The sequence below is a fragment of the Burkholderia stabilis genome (assembly GCF_001742165.1).
Classification (GTDB): Bacteria; Pseudomonadota; Gammaproteobacteria; order Burkholderiales; family Burkholderiaceae; genus Burkholderia; species Burkholderia stabilis.
Window position 1 is genome coordinate 1,235,647 of record NZ_CP016444.1, and the last position, 13,822, is coordinate 1,249,468.

The window sequence follows — 13,822 nt, forward strand, 5'->3', positions numbered from 1 at the left end:
AGGAGACACAAAATGGCAGGCCTTTACTTCGAAGAATTCAAGCCCGGCATGGTGATCGAGCATGCGATCCGCCGCACGGTGACCGAGACCGACAACGTGCTGTTCTCGGCGATGACCTACAACTGCGCGCCGCTGCACATCGACGCCGAATACAGCAAGAACACGATGTACGGCCAGCGCCTCGTGAACAGCATGTTCCTGCTCGCGCTGGTGGCCGGCATCACCGTGTACGAAACGACGCTCGGCACGACGCTCGGCAATCTGGGCTTCGGCGAGATCGCGTTCCCGAAGCCGACCTTCCACGGCGACACGATCCGCGTCGAGACCGAGATCGTCGAGGCGCGCCTGTCGAAGAGCCGCACCGATTCGGGCATCGTCACCTTCAAGCACGTGGCCCGGAACCAGCGCGACGAGATCGTGTGCACCGCCGTGCGCACGGGCCTGATGATGCTGCGCCCCGCCAGCCAGGCTTGACCTCGTTCCCGCAGGAGAATTTGACATGGACTACCAACTGAGCCCCGACCAGGTCGCGATCGTCGATGCGGCGCAGAAAATCTGCGCGGACTTTCCGCTCGAGTACTGGCGCAACAAGGACAAGAATCACGAATTCCCGCACGAGTTCTTCAAGGCCGTCGCGAGCGGCGGCTGGCTCGGTATCTGCATGCCGGAAGACGTGGGCGGCGCGAACCTCGGCGTGACGGAAGCGGCACTGTTCATGCGTACGGTGGCCGAATGCGGCGGGCAAGCGGCTGCATCGACCATCCACATGAACATCTTCGGCCTGCAGCCGGTCGTGCATTTCGGCACGGACGCGCAGAAGAAGGCATGGCTGCCGCCGTTCGCACGCGGCGAGCACAAGGCCTGTTTCGCGGTGACCGAGCCGGACACGGGCCTCGACACCACGAAGCTCAAGGTGGTCGCGAAGAAGCAGCCCGACGGCAATTACCTGATCTCGGGCAAGAAGGTCTTCATCTCGACCGCGCAGGTGGCCGATCACATGCTGATCCTCGCGCGCACCACGCCGATCGAGCAGGTGAAGAAGCACAGCGAAGGGCTGAGCCTGTTCTACACGAAGCTCGACCGCAAGTACGTCGACATCCGCGAGATCGACAAGCTCGGCCGCGCGGCGGTCGATACCAACGAGCTGTTCATCGACGATCTGCCGGTGTCGAAGGACGAACTGATCGGCGAGGAAGGCAAGGGCCTGAGCTACATCTTCCACGGGATGAACGCCGAGCGCGTGCTGGTGGCCGTCGAGCAGGTCGGCATCGGCCGCGCGGTGCTCAACCTCGCGACGCAATATGCGAAGGAGCGCGTCGTGTTCGGCCGCCCGATCGGCCAGAACCAGGGCGTGCAGCATCCGCTCGCGCGCAACTGGGCGGAGCTGGAAGCCGCGAACCACATGATCTTCGCGGCGGCAGACCTGTACGACCGGGGGCAACCGTGCGGCTCGGAGGCGAACGCGGCGAAGCTGCTGGCGTCCGAAGCGTGCATGAACGCGTGCCAGACGTCGATCCTCACGCACGGCGGCTTCGGTTATGCGAAGGAGTATCACGTCGAGCGGTTCATGCGCGAGGCGTGGATCGGCTACATTGCCCCTGTCACCCCGCAACTCATTCTGTCGAACATCGCCGAGCGCAAGCTCGGGTTGCCGAAGTCTTACTGAATCCGGTAATCCGCCGACGTTTTCCCGGTTCGGGAAACGTCGGCACCGAACAGGCATAAAGAACTGTCTGCGCGCCACGCGCGGCGCATCCGGGACGCGCACCGGCCGCAGACCAGTTTCAGGAGACAAGCATGTCAGCTGCAAGACCGTTGGAAGGTATCCGAGTGCTCGATCTGACCGTGGCCCTGGCCGGCCCGTACGGATCGCTGCTGCTGGGTGGCATGGGCGCCGAAGTCATCCGCGTCGAATCGCCGGGCGGCGGCGACATCGCACGCAACAATCCCCCGTATGTCGGCAAGGACGGCGTCCACTTCGGCGTCAAGGGCGACGACGAGGTGTCGCTGACCATCCTCAACCGCGCGCGCAACAAGAAAAGCATCACGCTCGACCTGAAATCGGAACAGGGCAAGGCGCTGTTCATGGAGCTGGTCAAGGAATCCGACGTCGTCATCGAGAACGCCAGCGAGGGCGTGACGGCGCGCCTGGGCGTGGACTACGAGAGCGTGCGCGAGGTCAACCCGCGCATTGTCTATGCGTCGATCAAGGCGTTCGGCGAGCCGAGCCCGTACAAGAACCTGAAAGGCATGGACATCATCGTCCAGGCGCTGTCGGGGATCATGGACGTGACCGGTTTCGCCGACGGCCCGCCGACCCGCTCGGGCCTGCCGATCGCCGATCTGATCACGCCGCTGTACGCCGTCAACGGCATCCTCGCCGCGCTGATTCACCGTGGCCGCACCGGCGTGGGCCAGTCCGTGCAGGTGTCGATGCTCGACTGCCTGTCGTCGCTGGTGGCCGAGGAGCATTTCGACGTGTTCCTCAAGCACGGCTACTCGAAGCGCTCGGGCAATTTCCAGGACCGGCTGGTGCCCTTCGGCGTGTACGGCACGCTCGACGGCCACGTGGCGATGGTGGCGTTTCAGCCGGACTGGTTCCAGAACCTGATGGAAGCCGTGGGCCGGCCGGAGATCGTCACGGACCCGCGCTACGCGACGCGCGGCCCGCGCATGAAGCATGCGGCCGAGATCAACGCGATCATCGAGGCATGGACGAGCCGCCACAGCACCGAGGAAGTGATCGCCGAACTGCAGGTCAGGCGCGGCGTGCCGGCCGCGCCGGTGCGCTCGCCGCTCGACGTGCTGAAGGACCCGGTGCTGCAGGCGCGCGGCGCCGTGGTGAAGCTGGAGCACCCGGGGCTGGCCGACGTCGATGCGATGGGCATGGGCCTGCCGATCAAGCTGTCGCAGACACCCGTGCAGTTCGACCAGCCGGCGCAGGAACTCGGCGCTGCCAACGACGAGATCTACCGGGGGCTGCTCAAGCTGTCCGAGGATCGCCTGCAGCAACTGCGCGACCAGGGAGTGATCTGACCATGTCCGCCGCACCCTCCCGTCGCGGCCCGCTCGCGGGCATCCGGATCGTCGAGATCGCGGGCATCGGCCCCGGGCCGCTGGCCGCGATGTTCCTGGCCGATCTGGGCGCGACCGTCATCCGCGTGGACCGCAAGGAGCCTTCGGGGCTCGGCGCGCCGCGCCCCGTCGAATTCGACCTGGGCCTGCGCAATCGCAAGTCGGTGCGCGTCGACCTGAAAGATCCCGCCGCCGTCGAGATGGTGCTCGAGCTGATCGACCAGGCCGACGGCCTGATCGAGGGCTTTCGTCCCGGCGTGATGGAACGCCTCGGTCTCGGCCCCGAACCGTGCCTGGCGCGCAACCCGCGCCTCGTCTACGGCCGCGTGACCGGATGGGGGCAGGACGGCCCGCTGTCGCAGGTGGCCGGACACGACCTGAACTACATTTCGATCACCGGCGCGCTGCATGCGATGGGCCGCGCCGGGCAGGCGCCGACCCCGCCGCTCAACGTGCTGGGCGACTATGCGGGCGGCTCGCTGTACCTGGCGTTCGGGCTGCTCGCGGGCATCCTCGAAGCGCGCGGCTCCGGGCAGGGCCAGGTGGTGGACGCCGCGATGGTCGACGGCGTGGCGTCGATCATGACCGTGACGATGGGCCTGCATGCGGCCGGCATGCTCGACAAGGCTCGCGGCACGAACCTGCTCGACACCGGCGCGCCGTTCTACGAGGTGTACGCGTGCGCCGACGGCAAGTACGTCAGCGTCGGCCCCATCGAGGGCAAGTTCTACCGGCTGCTGCTCGAGCAGCTCGGGCTGCAGGACCATCCGCGGTTGCAGGCGCAGATGGACCGCGCGCAGTGGCCCGAAGCCAAGCAGATACTCGCCGCGAAATTCAGGGAACGCACGCGCGACGAGTGGGCGCAACAGCTCGGCCATCTCGACGTGTGCGTGGCGCCCGTGCTCGACTTCGACGAAACGCCCGAGCATCCGCACGTGAAGGCGCGCGGCACGTTCATCGACCTGGACGGCGTGACGCATCCGGCGCCCGGCCCGCGTTTTTCGCGCACGCCGGCCGCACCGCCCGAACCGCCCGCGGCGCCGACCACCGACAACGCGATCGCCGCGCTGCAGGACTGGCTGCCCGATGCGCGCATCGACGCGTGGCGCGCGCAGGGCACATTCATCTGACGCGGGCGAACATGGCCGCCGGCGCAATCGCCGGCGTATTCCCCGCGATGGTTTTCCGCTCGCGCCCGTCGCGCCCCCGAAGCGCGCGGGCCGGGCAACTGGCAAGGACGCAACTGACATGACATCGCCCATCCCCGAACTCGCGGCGCTCGATCGCCTGACGAGCGGCCGCTCGACGTGCCGCGCCTATCGACACCAGGCGCTGGACACCGAACTGATCCGCAGCATCGTCGGCATGGCGGGCCGCTCGGCCTCGTGGTGCAACGTGCAGCCGTGGCAACTGGTCATCACCGAAACGCCCGAGAGCACCGAACGCTTTCGGCAGGCGCTGATCGAGCGGGTCAACACGCATCCGGAAAACGAATCGGACCTGCCCTTCCCGCCGCGCTACGAAGGCATTTACCGCGACCGGCGACGCGGCGCGGGCATTGCGCTGTATTCGGCGCTCGGGATCGGCCCGAAGGACAGCGAGCGCAGCGCCGAGCAGGCATTCCGCAACTTCCGCATGTTCGACGCGCCGCACGTGGCGATCGTCACGGTGCCGGTGGAGCTGGGCCCGTATGCGCTCATCGACGCGGGCGGCTTCGTGTCGTCGTTCCTGATCGCCGCCTATGCGCACGGCGTGGCCACCACGCCGCAGGGTGCACTGGCCCGCCATGCCCGTTTCGTGCGCGAGTACTTCGGCATTCCCGATACGCAGCAGATGATTTGCGGCATTTCGTTCGGTTACGCGGAAGACGCGCATCCGGTCAACCAGTTCCGCACCACGCGTGCCGGCGTGGACGACCTCGTGCGCTTCGTCTGAGGCGGCCGCCGTACGCGTATCGCAAGCACGGCCAAGGAGAATCGGGCATGACCGCACGCATTCATGAATTGCTGGATCGATGGCTGTCCGAGGCCCCCGGGCGCCCGTTCATCCATCTCCCCGATCGCAGCCTGAGCTACGCGGACATCGGCGCGCTGGCCGATGCACTCGAACGCGAGCTGCGGGCCGACGGCGTGCGCCGCGGCGACCGCGTGCTGGTGGTGGCCGAGAACTGCGCCGAACATGCCGCGCTGCTGATCGCGTGCAGCCGCGTCGGCGCGTGGTCGTGCGGCGTCAATGCGCGCATGGCGCCGGGCGAAGTCGACGCGTTCGCGCTCAAGGCCGATGCGCGCGTGCTGTACTTCACGTCGGGCGTGTCGCCGGCGGCCGGCGCGCATGCGGCGCGGCACGGCGCCGGCCCGTCATGCGCGAACGGCCTCGCGCGCAGCGCCTTGCATGCCGCGGCGCGGGTCGAACCGGAGCCGCTGGCCAGCGACGTGGCGGCCATCATCTTCACGTCCGGAACCACCGGCGCCCCCAAGGGCGTGATGATGACGCACCGCGGTGTGCTGCATTTCGCGCGCGTATCGGCCGAATCGCGCGCGCTGGGCCCCGACGACCGCGTCTACGCGTACGCGCCGATGACGCATATCTTCGGTCTCGGCACGGTGCTGCTGGCGTCGCTGCACGCGGGCGCGGCGCTGGAAATGCGGCCGCAGTTCGAACCGGCGGAGCTGTTCGACGCGCTGGCGCACCGGCGCGTGAGCCAGGTGCAGGGGCCGCCGATGCTGTTCTCCCGGCTGCTGCGGTATTGCGCGGAACATCGTATCGCCCGCCCCGACGCACCCTGCCTGCGTTATCTCTACGCCGGCGCCGGGCCGCTCGACATGGCGCTCAAGCAGCAGGTCGAGGCATTGTTCGGGCAGCCGCTGCATCACGGTTACGGCCTGTCGGAATACGCGGGCTCGCTGCACGCCACCCGCCTCGGCGAAACGCGCGGCGATACCAGCGCGGGCTACGCGTTCCCGGGCGCCGAACTGCGCATCGTCGATCCGGCCAGCGGCCGGACGCTACCCGTCGGCGCGCGCGGTGAAATCTGGCTGCGCGGCACGGGTCTGATGCCCGGTTATTTCCGCGACCCGCAGGCCACCGCCGACGTGATGCGCGATGGCGGCTGGTACGCGTCGGGCGACCTGGGCGAACTGCACGACGACGGCGCGCTGTTCATCGTCGGGCGGCTCAAGGAGATGATCATCCGCTCCGGGTTCAACGTGTATCCGGGCGAAGTGGAGCAGGCGCTCAACCGTTTCCCGGGCATCCTGAACTCGGCCGTCGTCGGGCAGAAAGAAGCGGACGGCAACGAGGCCGTCATCGCATTCGTCGAGCTCGATGCCGCGCATCCGCTGGACGAAAGCGCATTGCGCCGGTACTTGCGCGAACAACTCGCGCCGTACAAGCATCCGGCGCGCATCATCCCCGTCGACAAACTGCCGTTCAACAGCAACGGCAAGCTCATGCGGCGGCAATTGCTGGAACGGCTGTAGGCCGCTGCCGCCCCGCCTTTCCCTGCCCGCGCCGCGCCGGTCACGCGTGCGCGAGCCGGCACACGCCCCCTTCCCCGCGCCCGCCGAAAACCGCAAAATCTGCAAACCCGCCGACCCTACATTGCTCCTCCAGGAGCCCGCAATTGAAACCCCGAACCCTTACCCGGTATGCCCGGCGCATGGACCCCGTCCTGCGCTGGCTGGCAAGCCACCCCGACGCCGACCCGGATCTGTATCTGCTGGCCGACCTCGCGTGCTTGTCGCCGTATCACTTTCACCGCGTTTACCGCGCGATGATCGGCGAGACGGTGAACGCCACCGTGCAGCGCATCCGCATGCACCGCGCGGCGGTCGCACTGGGCGGGACCGGGGCGCCATTGCGCGACGTTGCGCAGCGCGCCGGCTATACGTCGGACGCTGCCTTCAACCGCGCGTTCGGTGCGACCTTCGGCATGTCGCCGGGGCGCTACCGCGCGGCCCGCTCCGTTCCGTTCAATCCCGAGGAGCTCGGCATGTATCCCGTCACCATCGAAACCTTCCCCGGCGCCGTACTGGCCGCGTTGCCGCATCGCGGCAGCTATCAGGAAATCGGCCCGGTCTTCACCCGCGCGTTCATGCTGGCCGCCGGCCGCGGCCTGGCGCGCCCCGAAGCGATCGGCATCGGCGTGTATTTCGACGATCCCGAGCAGGTGCCGCCCGACCGGCTGCGCTCGATGGCCGGCATGTCGGTCGCGCCCGATGCCGACCTGGGCGACGAGCTGGAGCGCTTCGAGATCCCCGCCGGCCGCTGCGCGATCCTGACCTACACCGGGCCGTACAACGAAATGGACCAGCCGTACAACTGGATGTTTTCGGAATGGCTGCCCGCCAGCGGCATGGTGCCCGCCGACTTCCCGATGTTCGAGCAATACCTGAACGACCCGCGCACCACGCCGCCCGCCCGGTTGCAGACGCGCATCTGCATGCCGTTGAAGTAAGCGCCGCGCGGCCCGGCGAATACGGGCCGTGGCCTGCTGGTGCTGGTGCCGGTGCCGGTGCTGGTGCTGGTGCTGGTGCCGGTGCCGGTGCTGGTGCTGGTGCTGGTGCTGGTGCTGGTGCTGGTGCTGGTGCTGGTGCTGGTGCTGGTGCTGGTGCTGGTGCTGGTGCGGCACCCCCCGGCCGGGCCCGCCCGCCGGGGGTGCCACACAGCCGCCCTAGCCGAGCCAGCGTGCATCGGGCCAGTGGCCCTCGTCGAACGTGGCCTTCACGCAGTCGAGCAGCACGGCGACCACGCAGCGCACCGGCGCCGTGGCCTGCCGGCTGCTGGGCGCCGCCAGCACGATCGTGCGCTTGATGCCCGGCGGCGCGAGCGGCGCCGCGCACAGCGTGCCCTGCTCGACTTCCCGCGTGACGCCGACGGCCGGCAGGATCGTCCAGCCGTGGCCTTGCGCGACCAGGTCCTTCTGCACGCTCAGCGCATTCGTTTCGGTGACGACCCGCAGCGTCACGTCCGCCTCGGCCGCCGCGTGCTCGATCGCCGCGCGCAGGCCCTGCGGTGCCGACGGCAGGATGAACGGCTCGCTCGCGACCCGCGACAGCGCGAGCGGCCGCTTGCGCGACAGCCCGGCAGCGGGCGCCGCCACCGCCCACAGGCTTTCCTCGATCAGCGCCTTGACGTGCAGCGCGGGCGTTTCCTTCTGCCCGTACAACAGCGCGGCGTCCACGTCCCCGGCTTCGAGCCAGTCCTGCAGGTGCCCCGCGTAGCCGATCGTGAGCCGCAGGCGGATGTGCGGGTAACGCCGCGCGACCTCGCTCGCCAGCCGCGTGGCCAGCAGATCCGACGTGCTGGCCAGCAGGCCGATGCTGACGATGCCGGCGACCGGCCCGTCGGTGGGCTGAATCTCGGCCTTGGCGCGCGCCACCTCGTTGAGGATGCGCCGCGCGTATTCGAGCATCGTTTTGCCCGACGGCGTGAGCTGCATCCCGTGACGGCCGCGCTCGAACAGCTCCGTGCCCATGTCTTCCTCGAGCAGGCGCAGCTGGCGCGACACCGCCGGCTGCACGAGATTCAGCAGGCTCGACGCGCGCGTGACGTTGCCGGTTTCGGCCACCGTGACGAAGGCGCGCAGTTGCTTGAGATCCATCGCAGAGTCCTCGATACCGAAAACTGATACATCCATCAAAAAATTCTATTTTTTCACCGATCCATCAAAACTTATTATGGACCTAACCGATGCCAATGACGAGACAGGATTCATGAGCGCCTCCATCTTTTCCGCCCCCGACCAGTACCAGGAAATCCGCGACGCCGTGCGCGGCCTGTGCAGCCAGTTTCCGGCTGAATACCACCGCAAGATCGACGAGGAGCGCGGTTATCCCGAGGCCTTCGTCACCGCACTCACGCAGGCCGGCTGGCTGGCCGCGCTGATTCCGCAGGAATACGACGGCCCCGGCCTGTCGATGGCCGAAGCGTCGGTCATCATGGAAGAGATCAACCGTTCCGGCGGCAATTCCGGCGCCTGCCACGGCCAGATGTACGTGATGAACACCATCGTGTTCAGCGGCACCGAAGCGCAGAAACAGCGTTACCTGCCGCGCATCGCGTCGGGCGAGCTGCGCGTGCAGTCGATGGGCGTGACCGAGCCCACCACCGGCAGCGATACCACCAAGCTCAAGACCACCGCCGTGAAGAAGGACGGCCGCTGGGTCATCAACGGCCAGAAGGTCTGGATCTCGCGCGTGCAGCACAGCGACCTGCTGATCCTGCTCGCGCGCACCACGCCGCTGGACCAGGTGCAGAAGAAAAGCGACGGCCTGTCGTGCTTCATCGTCGAGCTGGACAAGGCGATCGGCAACGGCCTCACCGTGCGCCCGATCCTCAACATGGTCAACCACGAGACGAACGAGCTGTTCTTCGACAATCTCGAACTGCCGGAAGACGCACTGCTCGGCACCGAGGGCAAGGGGCTGAAGGTGATCTTCGACGGCCTGAACGCCGAGCGCACGCTGATCGCGGCCGAGTGCATCGGCGACGGTTACTGGTTCCTGGAAAAGGCCCGCGACTACGCGGTCGAGCGCAAGGTGTTCGGCCGCCCGATCGGGCAGAACCAGGGGATCCAGTTTCCGCTGGCCGAATCGTTCATCGAGCTCGAAGCCGCCAACCTGATGCGCTGGCGTGCGTGCGAGAAGATCGACGCGCGCCAGAACGCGGGCGTCGAGGCCAACATGGCCAAGTACCTGGCCGCGAAGGCGAGCTGGGAAGCGGCGAACGCGTGCCTGCAGACGCACGGCGGTTTCGGCTTCGCGTGCGAATACGACGTCGAACGCAAATTCCGCGAAACGCGCCTGTACCAGGTCGCGCCGATTTCCACCAACATGATTCTGGGGCATGTGGCCGAGCACGTGCTGCAACTGCCCCGTTCGTACTGATTCACGAAGGAAACTCTTTCATGAAGATTCTCGTACCCGTCAAACGCGTGATCGACGCGAACGTGAAGGTCGGCGTGAAGTCCGATCAATCCGGCGTCGACATCGCGAACGTGAAGATGTCGATGAACCCGTTCGACGAAATCGCCGTTGAAGAAGCCGTGCGCCTGAAGGAAGCGGGCGTGGCGACCGAAGTGATCGCCGTGTCGGTGGGCGTCACGCAAGCGCAGGAAACGCTGCGCACGGCGCTGGCGATCGGCGCGGATCGCGCGATCCTCGTCGAGTCGACCGACGGCGTCGAGCCGCTGGCCGTCGCGAAGATCCTGAAGGCGCTGGTCGACAAGGAGCAGCCGCAACTGGTGATCCTCGGCAAGCAGGCGATCGACGACGATTCGAACCAGACGGGCCAGATGCTGGCCGCGCTGGCAGGCCTGCCGCAAGCGACGTTCGCGTCGAAGGTGACGGTCGCCGACGGCAAGGCTACGGTCGCGCGCGAAGTCGACGGCGGCGCGGAAACGCTGTCGCTGACGCTGCCGGCGGTCATCACGACCGACCTGCGCCTGAACGAGCCGCGCTACGTGACGCTGCCGAACATCATGAAGGCGAAGAAGAAGCCGCTGGAAACCGTGAAGCCGGAAGACCTGGGCGTGGACGTCGCGCCGCGTCTGAAGACGCTGAAGGTGGTCGAGCCGCCGAAGCGCGCAGCCGGCGTGAAGGTGCCGGACGTGAAGACGCTGGTCGAGAAGCTGAAGACCGAAGCCAAGGTGCTGTAAGAGGGAGCGCAAGAAAATGACGATTCTGGTGATTGCAGAACACGACAACGCGTCGGTCAAGGCCGCGACGTTGAACACGGTAGCGGCGGCGGCGAAGATCGGTGGCGACGTTCACGTGCTGGTCGCGGGCCACAACGCGCAAGCGGCTGCGGATGCAGCGGCGAAAATCGCGGGTGTGTCGAAGGTGTTGCTGGCCGATGCGCCGCAGCTCGAAGCGGGCCTGGCGGAAAACGTCGAAGCGACCGCGCTGAACATTGCGAAGGACTACTCGCACATCCTCGCGCCGGCGACCGCCTACGGCAAGAACATCGCGCCGCGCATCGCCGCGAAGCTGGATGTCGCGCAGATCTCGGACATCACGGCGGTCGATTCGGCTGACACGTTCGAGCGCCCGATCTACGCGGGCAACGCGATCGCGACGGTGCAGTCGAGCGACCCGATCAAGGTCATCACGGTGCGCGCAACGGGCTTCGATCCGGTTGCAGCCGAAGGCGGCAGCGCAGCGGTCGAGAAGATCGAAGCGGCAGCCGACGCAGGCAAGTCGCAATTCGTGAGCCGTGAAGTGACGAAGCTGGACCGTCCGGAGCTGACTAGCGCGAAGATCATCGTGTCGGGCGGCCGCGGTCTGGGCAGCGGCGAGAACTACACGAAGGTGCTGGAGCCGCTGGCGGACAAGCTGTCGGCCGCACTCGGCGCATCGCGCGCGGCAGTGGACGCAGGCTACGTGCCGAACGACTATCAGGTTGGCCAGACCGGCAAGATCGTCGCACCGCAGCTGTACATTGCGGTCGGCATCTCGGGTGCGATCCAGCACTTGGCCGGCATGAAGGATTCGAAGGTGATCGTCGCGATCAACAAGGATCCGGAAGCGCCGATCTTCAGCGTGGCCGATTACGGCCTCGTCGGCGATCTGTTCGCGCTCGTGCCGGAACTGGTCAACGAACTCTGACGCGAATGGCTGCAACGGCGCGTTCGCGCGAGCCGCTTGCAGCCTTCACGACGCATCCCATTTCGAGAGCGCGAAACGACATGAGTGTCGAGCAACCCGAATCATTCGACGCCTGGATCGGCCGCAGCGAGGACAGCGCGGACCGGATCACCCAGGCGCCGATCCGCCTCCTGCAGGCCGCGCTGGACTACGCGGATGCGCCGGCGCTGCCGGCCGCCCTGCCGCCGCTGTGGCACTGGCTGTACTTCCTGCCCGGCGAACGCCAGTCGAATATCGGCGTAGACGGCCACCCGCGGCGCGGCGGTTTCCTGCCGCCGGTCGCGCTGCCGCGCCGCATGTGGGCCGGCGGACGGCTGCAGTTCCTGCGCCCGCTGGCCGTCGATGCGCCCGTGCAGCGCCGGTCGACGATCACGAACGTGCAGAGCAAGTCCGGCCGCAGCGGCCAGCTCGTGTTCGTGACCGTGCTGCACGAAATCAGCGACGTACAAGGCGTGGCGATCCGCGAAGAACAGGACATCGTGTACCGCAACGCGCCGCCGCCCGCGGCCGCCGGCGCCCCGGCCCCGGCTCCGCAGCCGGCGCCGACCGACGAGCAGTATTCGCGCATCGTCACGCCCGATCCGGTGCTGCTGATGCGCTTTTCCGCACTGACCTTTAACGGCCACCGGATTCACTACGACCGCCCGTACGCGATGCAGGAAGAAGGTTATCCGGGCCTGGTGGTGCACGGCCCGCTGATCGCGATGCTGCTGATGGAAGAACTGCGTCGCACGCACCCCGGCAAGACCATCCGCCAATTCGAGTTCAAGGCGGTCAGCCCGCTGTTCGACACCGCGCCGTTCTCGGTGAACGGCAAGCTTGAAGGCAACACCGCCCGCGTGTGGGCACGCGGCCCGCAAGGACAACTGGCCATGCAGGCCAGTATCGAACTGGAATAGCGATCCGACCATGCAAGCTCGAAAAGGCCCCCTGAGCGGGATGACCGTCGTCACGCTCGAACACGCGATCGCCGCGCCCTTCTGCACCCGCCAGCTCGCCGATCTCGGCGCGCGCGTCATCAAGGTGGAACGCCCCGGCGTCGGCGATTTCGCGCGCGCTTACGATCACCGCACGCGCGGACTCGCGTCGCACTTCGTCTGGACCAACCGTTCGAAGGAAAGCCTCACGCTGGACCTGAAGCAACCCGCCGCGCAGGACGTGCTCGGCGAGCTCATCGCCCAGGCCGACGTGCTGGTGCAAAACCTCGCCCCGGGCGCGGCCGCGCGCATGGGCCTGTCGTTCGACGCACTGCACGCCAAATATCCGCGGCTGATCGTGTGCGACATCTCCGGCTACGGCGGCGACGGCCCGTATCGCGACAAGAAGGCCTATGACCTGCTGATCCAGAGCGAGGCCGCATTCCTGTCGATCACCGGCACGCCCGACGAGCCGAGCAAGGCCGGCAATTCGATCGCGGACATCGCGGCCGGCATGTATGCGTACACGGGCATTCTCAGCGCACTCCTGCAGCGTGGCATCACGGGCGAAGGCTCGCACGTGGAAATCTCGATGCTCGAAGCGCTCGCCGAATGGATGGGCTTCCCGATGTACTACGCGTACGACGGCCAGCAGCAGCCGGGCCGCAACGGCGCGGCGCACGCGACGATCTATCCGTACGGCCCGTTCACGGCAGGCGACGGCCGCGTGGTCATGCTGGGCCTGCAGAACGAGCGCGAATGGAAAGCGTTCTGCGATACCGTGCTGCGCGACCCGGCGCTCGCGACCGACCCGCGTTTCGACGCCAATGTGCGCCGCTCGGAGCATCGCGCCGAACTGAAGGCCGTGATCGAAGCGGCTTTTGCCAGCCTCACCGCGCAGGAGGTCATTACGCGCCTCGACGAAGCGCAAATCGCCAATGCGGCCGTCAATCAGGTCGGCGATCTCTGGACGCATCCGCAACTGCATGCGCGCGAGCGCTTCCGCACCATCGATTCGCCCGCCGGCGAACTGCAGGCGCTGTTGCCGCCCGCCACGATCGACAGCTTCGACGTTCGCATGGACGCGGTGCCCGCACTGGGCGAGCACAGCACGGCCATTCTCCGCGGGCTCGGGCGCTCCGACGCCGATATCGAACAACTGCGCGCCGCCGGCGCGATCTGAAC

13 protein-coding genes are annotated in these 13,822 nt (G+C 67.3%); 12 read left to right on the plus strand and 1 reads right to left on the minus strand.

Going from position 1 to position 13,822, the window contains the following annotated elements; genetic code table 11:
- Window positions 1-12: 12 nt before the first annotated feature.
- The 7 genes from BBJ41_RS37935 (at window position 13) to BBJ41_RS37965 (ending at window position 7,531) form a co-directional block, all read left to right on the plus strand.
- A complete protein-coding gene (locus BBJ41_RS37935) occupies window positions 13-474 on the plus strand; it encodes a MaoC family dehydratase (protein ID WP_069751361.1) in 462 nt (153 codons plus the stop codon).
- Window positions 475-499: 25 nt separating this feature from the next.
- On the plus strand, window positions 500-1,666 hold the full coding sequence (locus BBJ41_RS37940) for an acyl-CoA dehydrogenase family protein (protein WP_069751362.1): 1,167 nt from the start codon (window positions 500-502) through the stop codon (window positions 1,664-1,666).
- A gap of 131 nt (window positions 1,667-1,797) precedes the next feature.
- The gene (locus BBJ41_RS37945) at window positions 1,798-3,036 is read left to right on the plus strand and encodes a CaiB/BaiF CoA transferase family protein (RefSeq protein WP_069751363.1); all 1,239 of its coding nucleotides are present in this window, start codon (window positions 1,798-1,800) and stop codon (window positions 3,034-3,036) included.
- 2 nt (window positions 3,037-3,038) lie between these two features.
- A complete protein-coding gene (locus BBJ41_RS37950) occupies window positions 3,039-4,205 on the plus strand; it encodes a CaiB/BaiF CoA transferase family protein (RefSeq protein ID WP_069751364.1) in 1,167 nt (388 codons plus the stop codon).
- Between the two features lie 118 nt (window positions 4,206-4,323).
- Window positions 4,324-5,010 (plus strand): nitroreductase family protein, encoded by a 687-nt coding sequence (locus BBJ41_RS37955; RefSeq protein ID WP_069751365.1) that lies wholly within the window; start codon window positions 4,324-4,326, stop codon window positions 5,008-5,010.
- 47 nt (window positions 5,011-5,057) lie between these two features.
- The gene (locus tag BBJ41_RS37960) at window positions 5,058-6,554 is read left to right on the plus strand and encodes a class I adenylate-forming enzyme family protein (protein WP_069751366.1); all 1,497 of its coding nucleotides are present in this window, start codon (window positions 5,058-5,060) and stop codon (window positions 6,552-6,554) included.
- A 143-nt stretch (window positions 6,555-6,697) separates the two neighbouring features.
- Window positions 6,698-7,531, plus strand: a complete 834-nt coding sequence (locus BBJ41_RS37965; protein ID WP_069751367.1) for an AraC family transcriptional regulator — start codon at window positions 6,698-6,700, stop codon at window positions 7,529-7,531.
- A 216-nt stretch (window positions 7,532-7,747) separates the two neighbouring features.
- Here BBJ41_RS37965 and BBJ41_RS37970 read toward each other — a convergent pair whose 3' ends face one another.
- Complete coding sequence (locus BBJ41_RS37970; protein ID WP_069751368.1) at window positions 7,748-8,677, minus strand: LysR family transcriptional regulator; 930 nt, start codon at window positions 8,675-8,677, stop codon at window positions 7,748-7,750.
- A gap of 112 nt (window positions 8,678-8,789) precedes the next feature.
- On the opposite strand from BBJ41_RS37970, the gene BBJ41_RS37975 reads away from it, so the two are divergent.
- The 5 genes from BBJ41_RS37975 to BBJ41_RS37995 all read left to right on the plus strand — a co-directional run bounded on the left by BBJ41_RS37975 (window position 8,790) and on the right by BBJ41_RS37995 (window position 13,820).
- A complete protein-coding gene (locus tag BBJ41_RS37975) occupies window positions 8,790-9,962 on the plus strand; it encodes an acyl-CoA dehydrogenase family protein (RefSeq protein WP_059241687.1) in 1,173 nt (390 codons plus the stop codon).
- Between the two features lie 20 nt (window positions 9,963-9,982).
- Window positions 9,983-10,732, plus strand: a complete 750-nt coding sequence (locus BBJ41_RS37980; RefSeq protein ID WP_069751369.1) for an electron transfer flavoprotein subunit beta/FixA family protein — start codon at window positions 9,983-9,985, stop codon at window positions 10,730-10,732.
- A gap of 16 nt (window positions 10,733-10,748) precedes the next feature.
- Window positions 10,749-11,681 carry an electron transfer flavoprotein subunit alpha/FixB family protein gene (locus BBJ41_RS37985; RefSeq protein ID WP_069751370.1) on the plus strand — a complete coding sequence of 311 codons (933 nt, stop codon included), beginning with the start codon at window positions 10,749-10,751 and terminating at the stop codon, window positions 11,679-11,681.
- Between the two features lie 80 nt (window positions 11,682-11,761).
- Window positions 11,762-12,619 carry an HTD2 family dehydratase gene (locus tag BBJ41_RS37990; RefSeq protein ID WP_069751371.1) on the plus strand — a complete coding sequence of 286 codons (858 nt, stop codon included), beginning with the start codon at window positions 11,762-11,764 and terminating at the stop codon, window positions 12,617-12,619.
- A 10-nt stretch (window positions 12,620-12,629) separates the two neighbouring features.
- Window positions 12,630-13,820: a CaiB/BaiF CoA transferase family protein gene (locus BBJ41_RS37995; RefSeq protein ID WP_069751372.1), complete on the plus strand. Its 1,191-nt coding sequence runs from the start codon at window positions 12,630-12,632 to the stop codon at window positions 13,818-13,820.
- The last annotated feature ends 2 nt before the right edge of the window (window positions 13,821-13,822 follow it).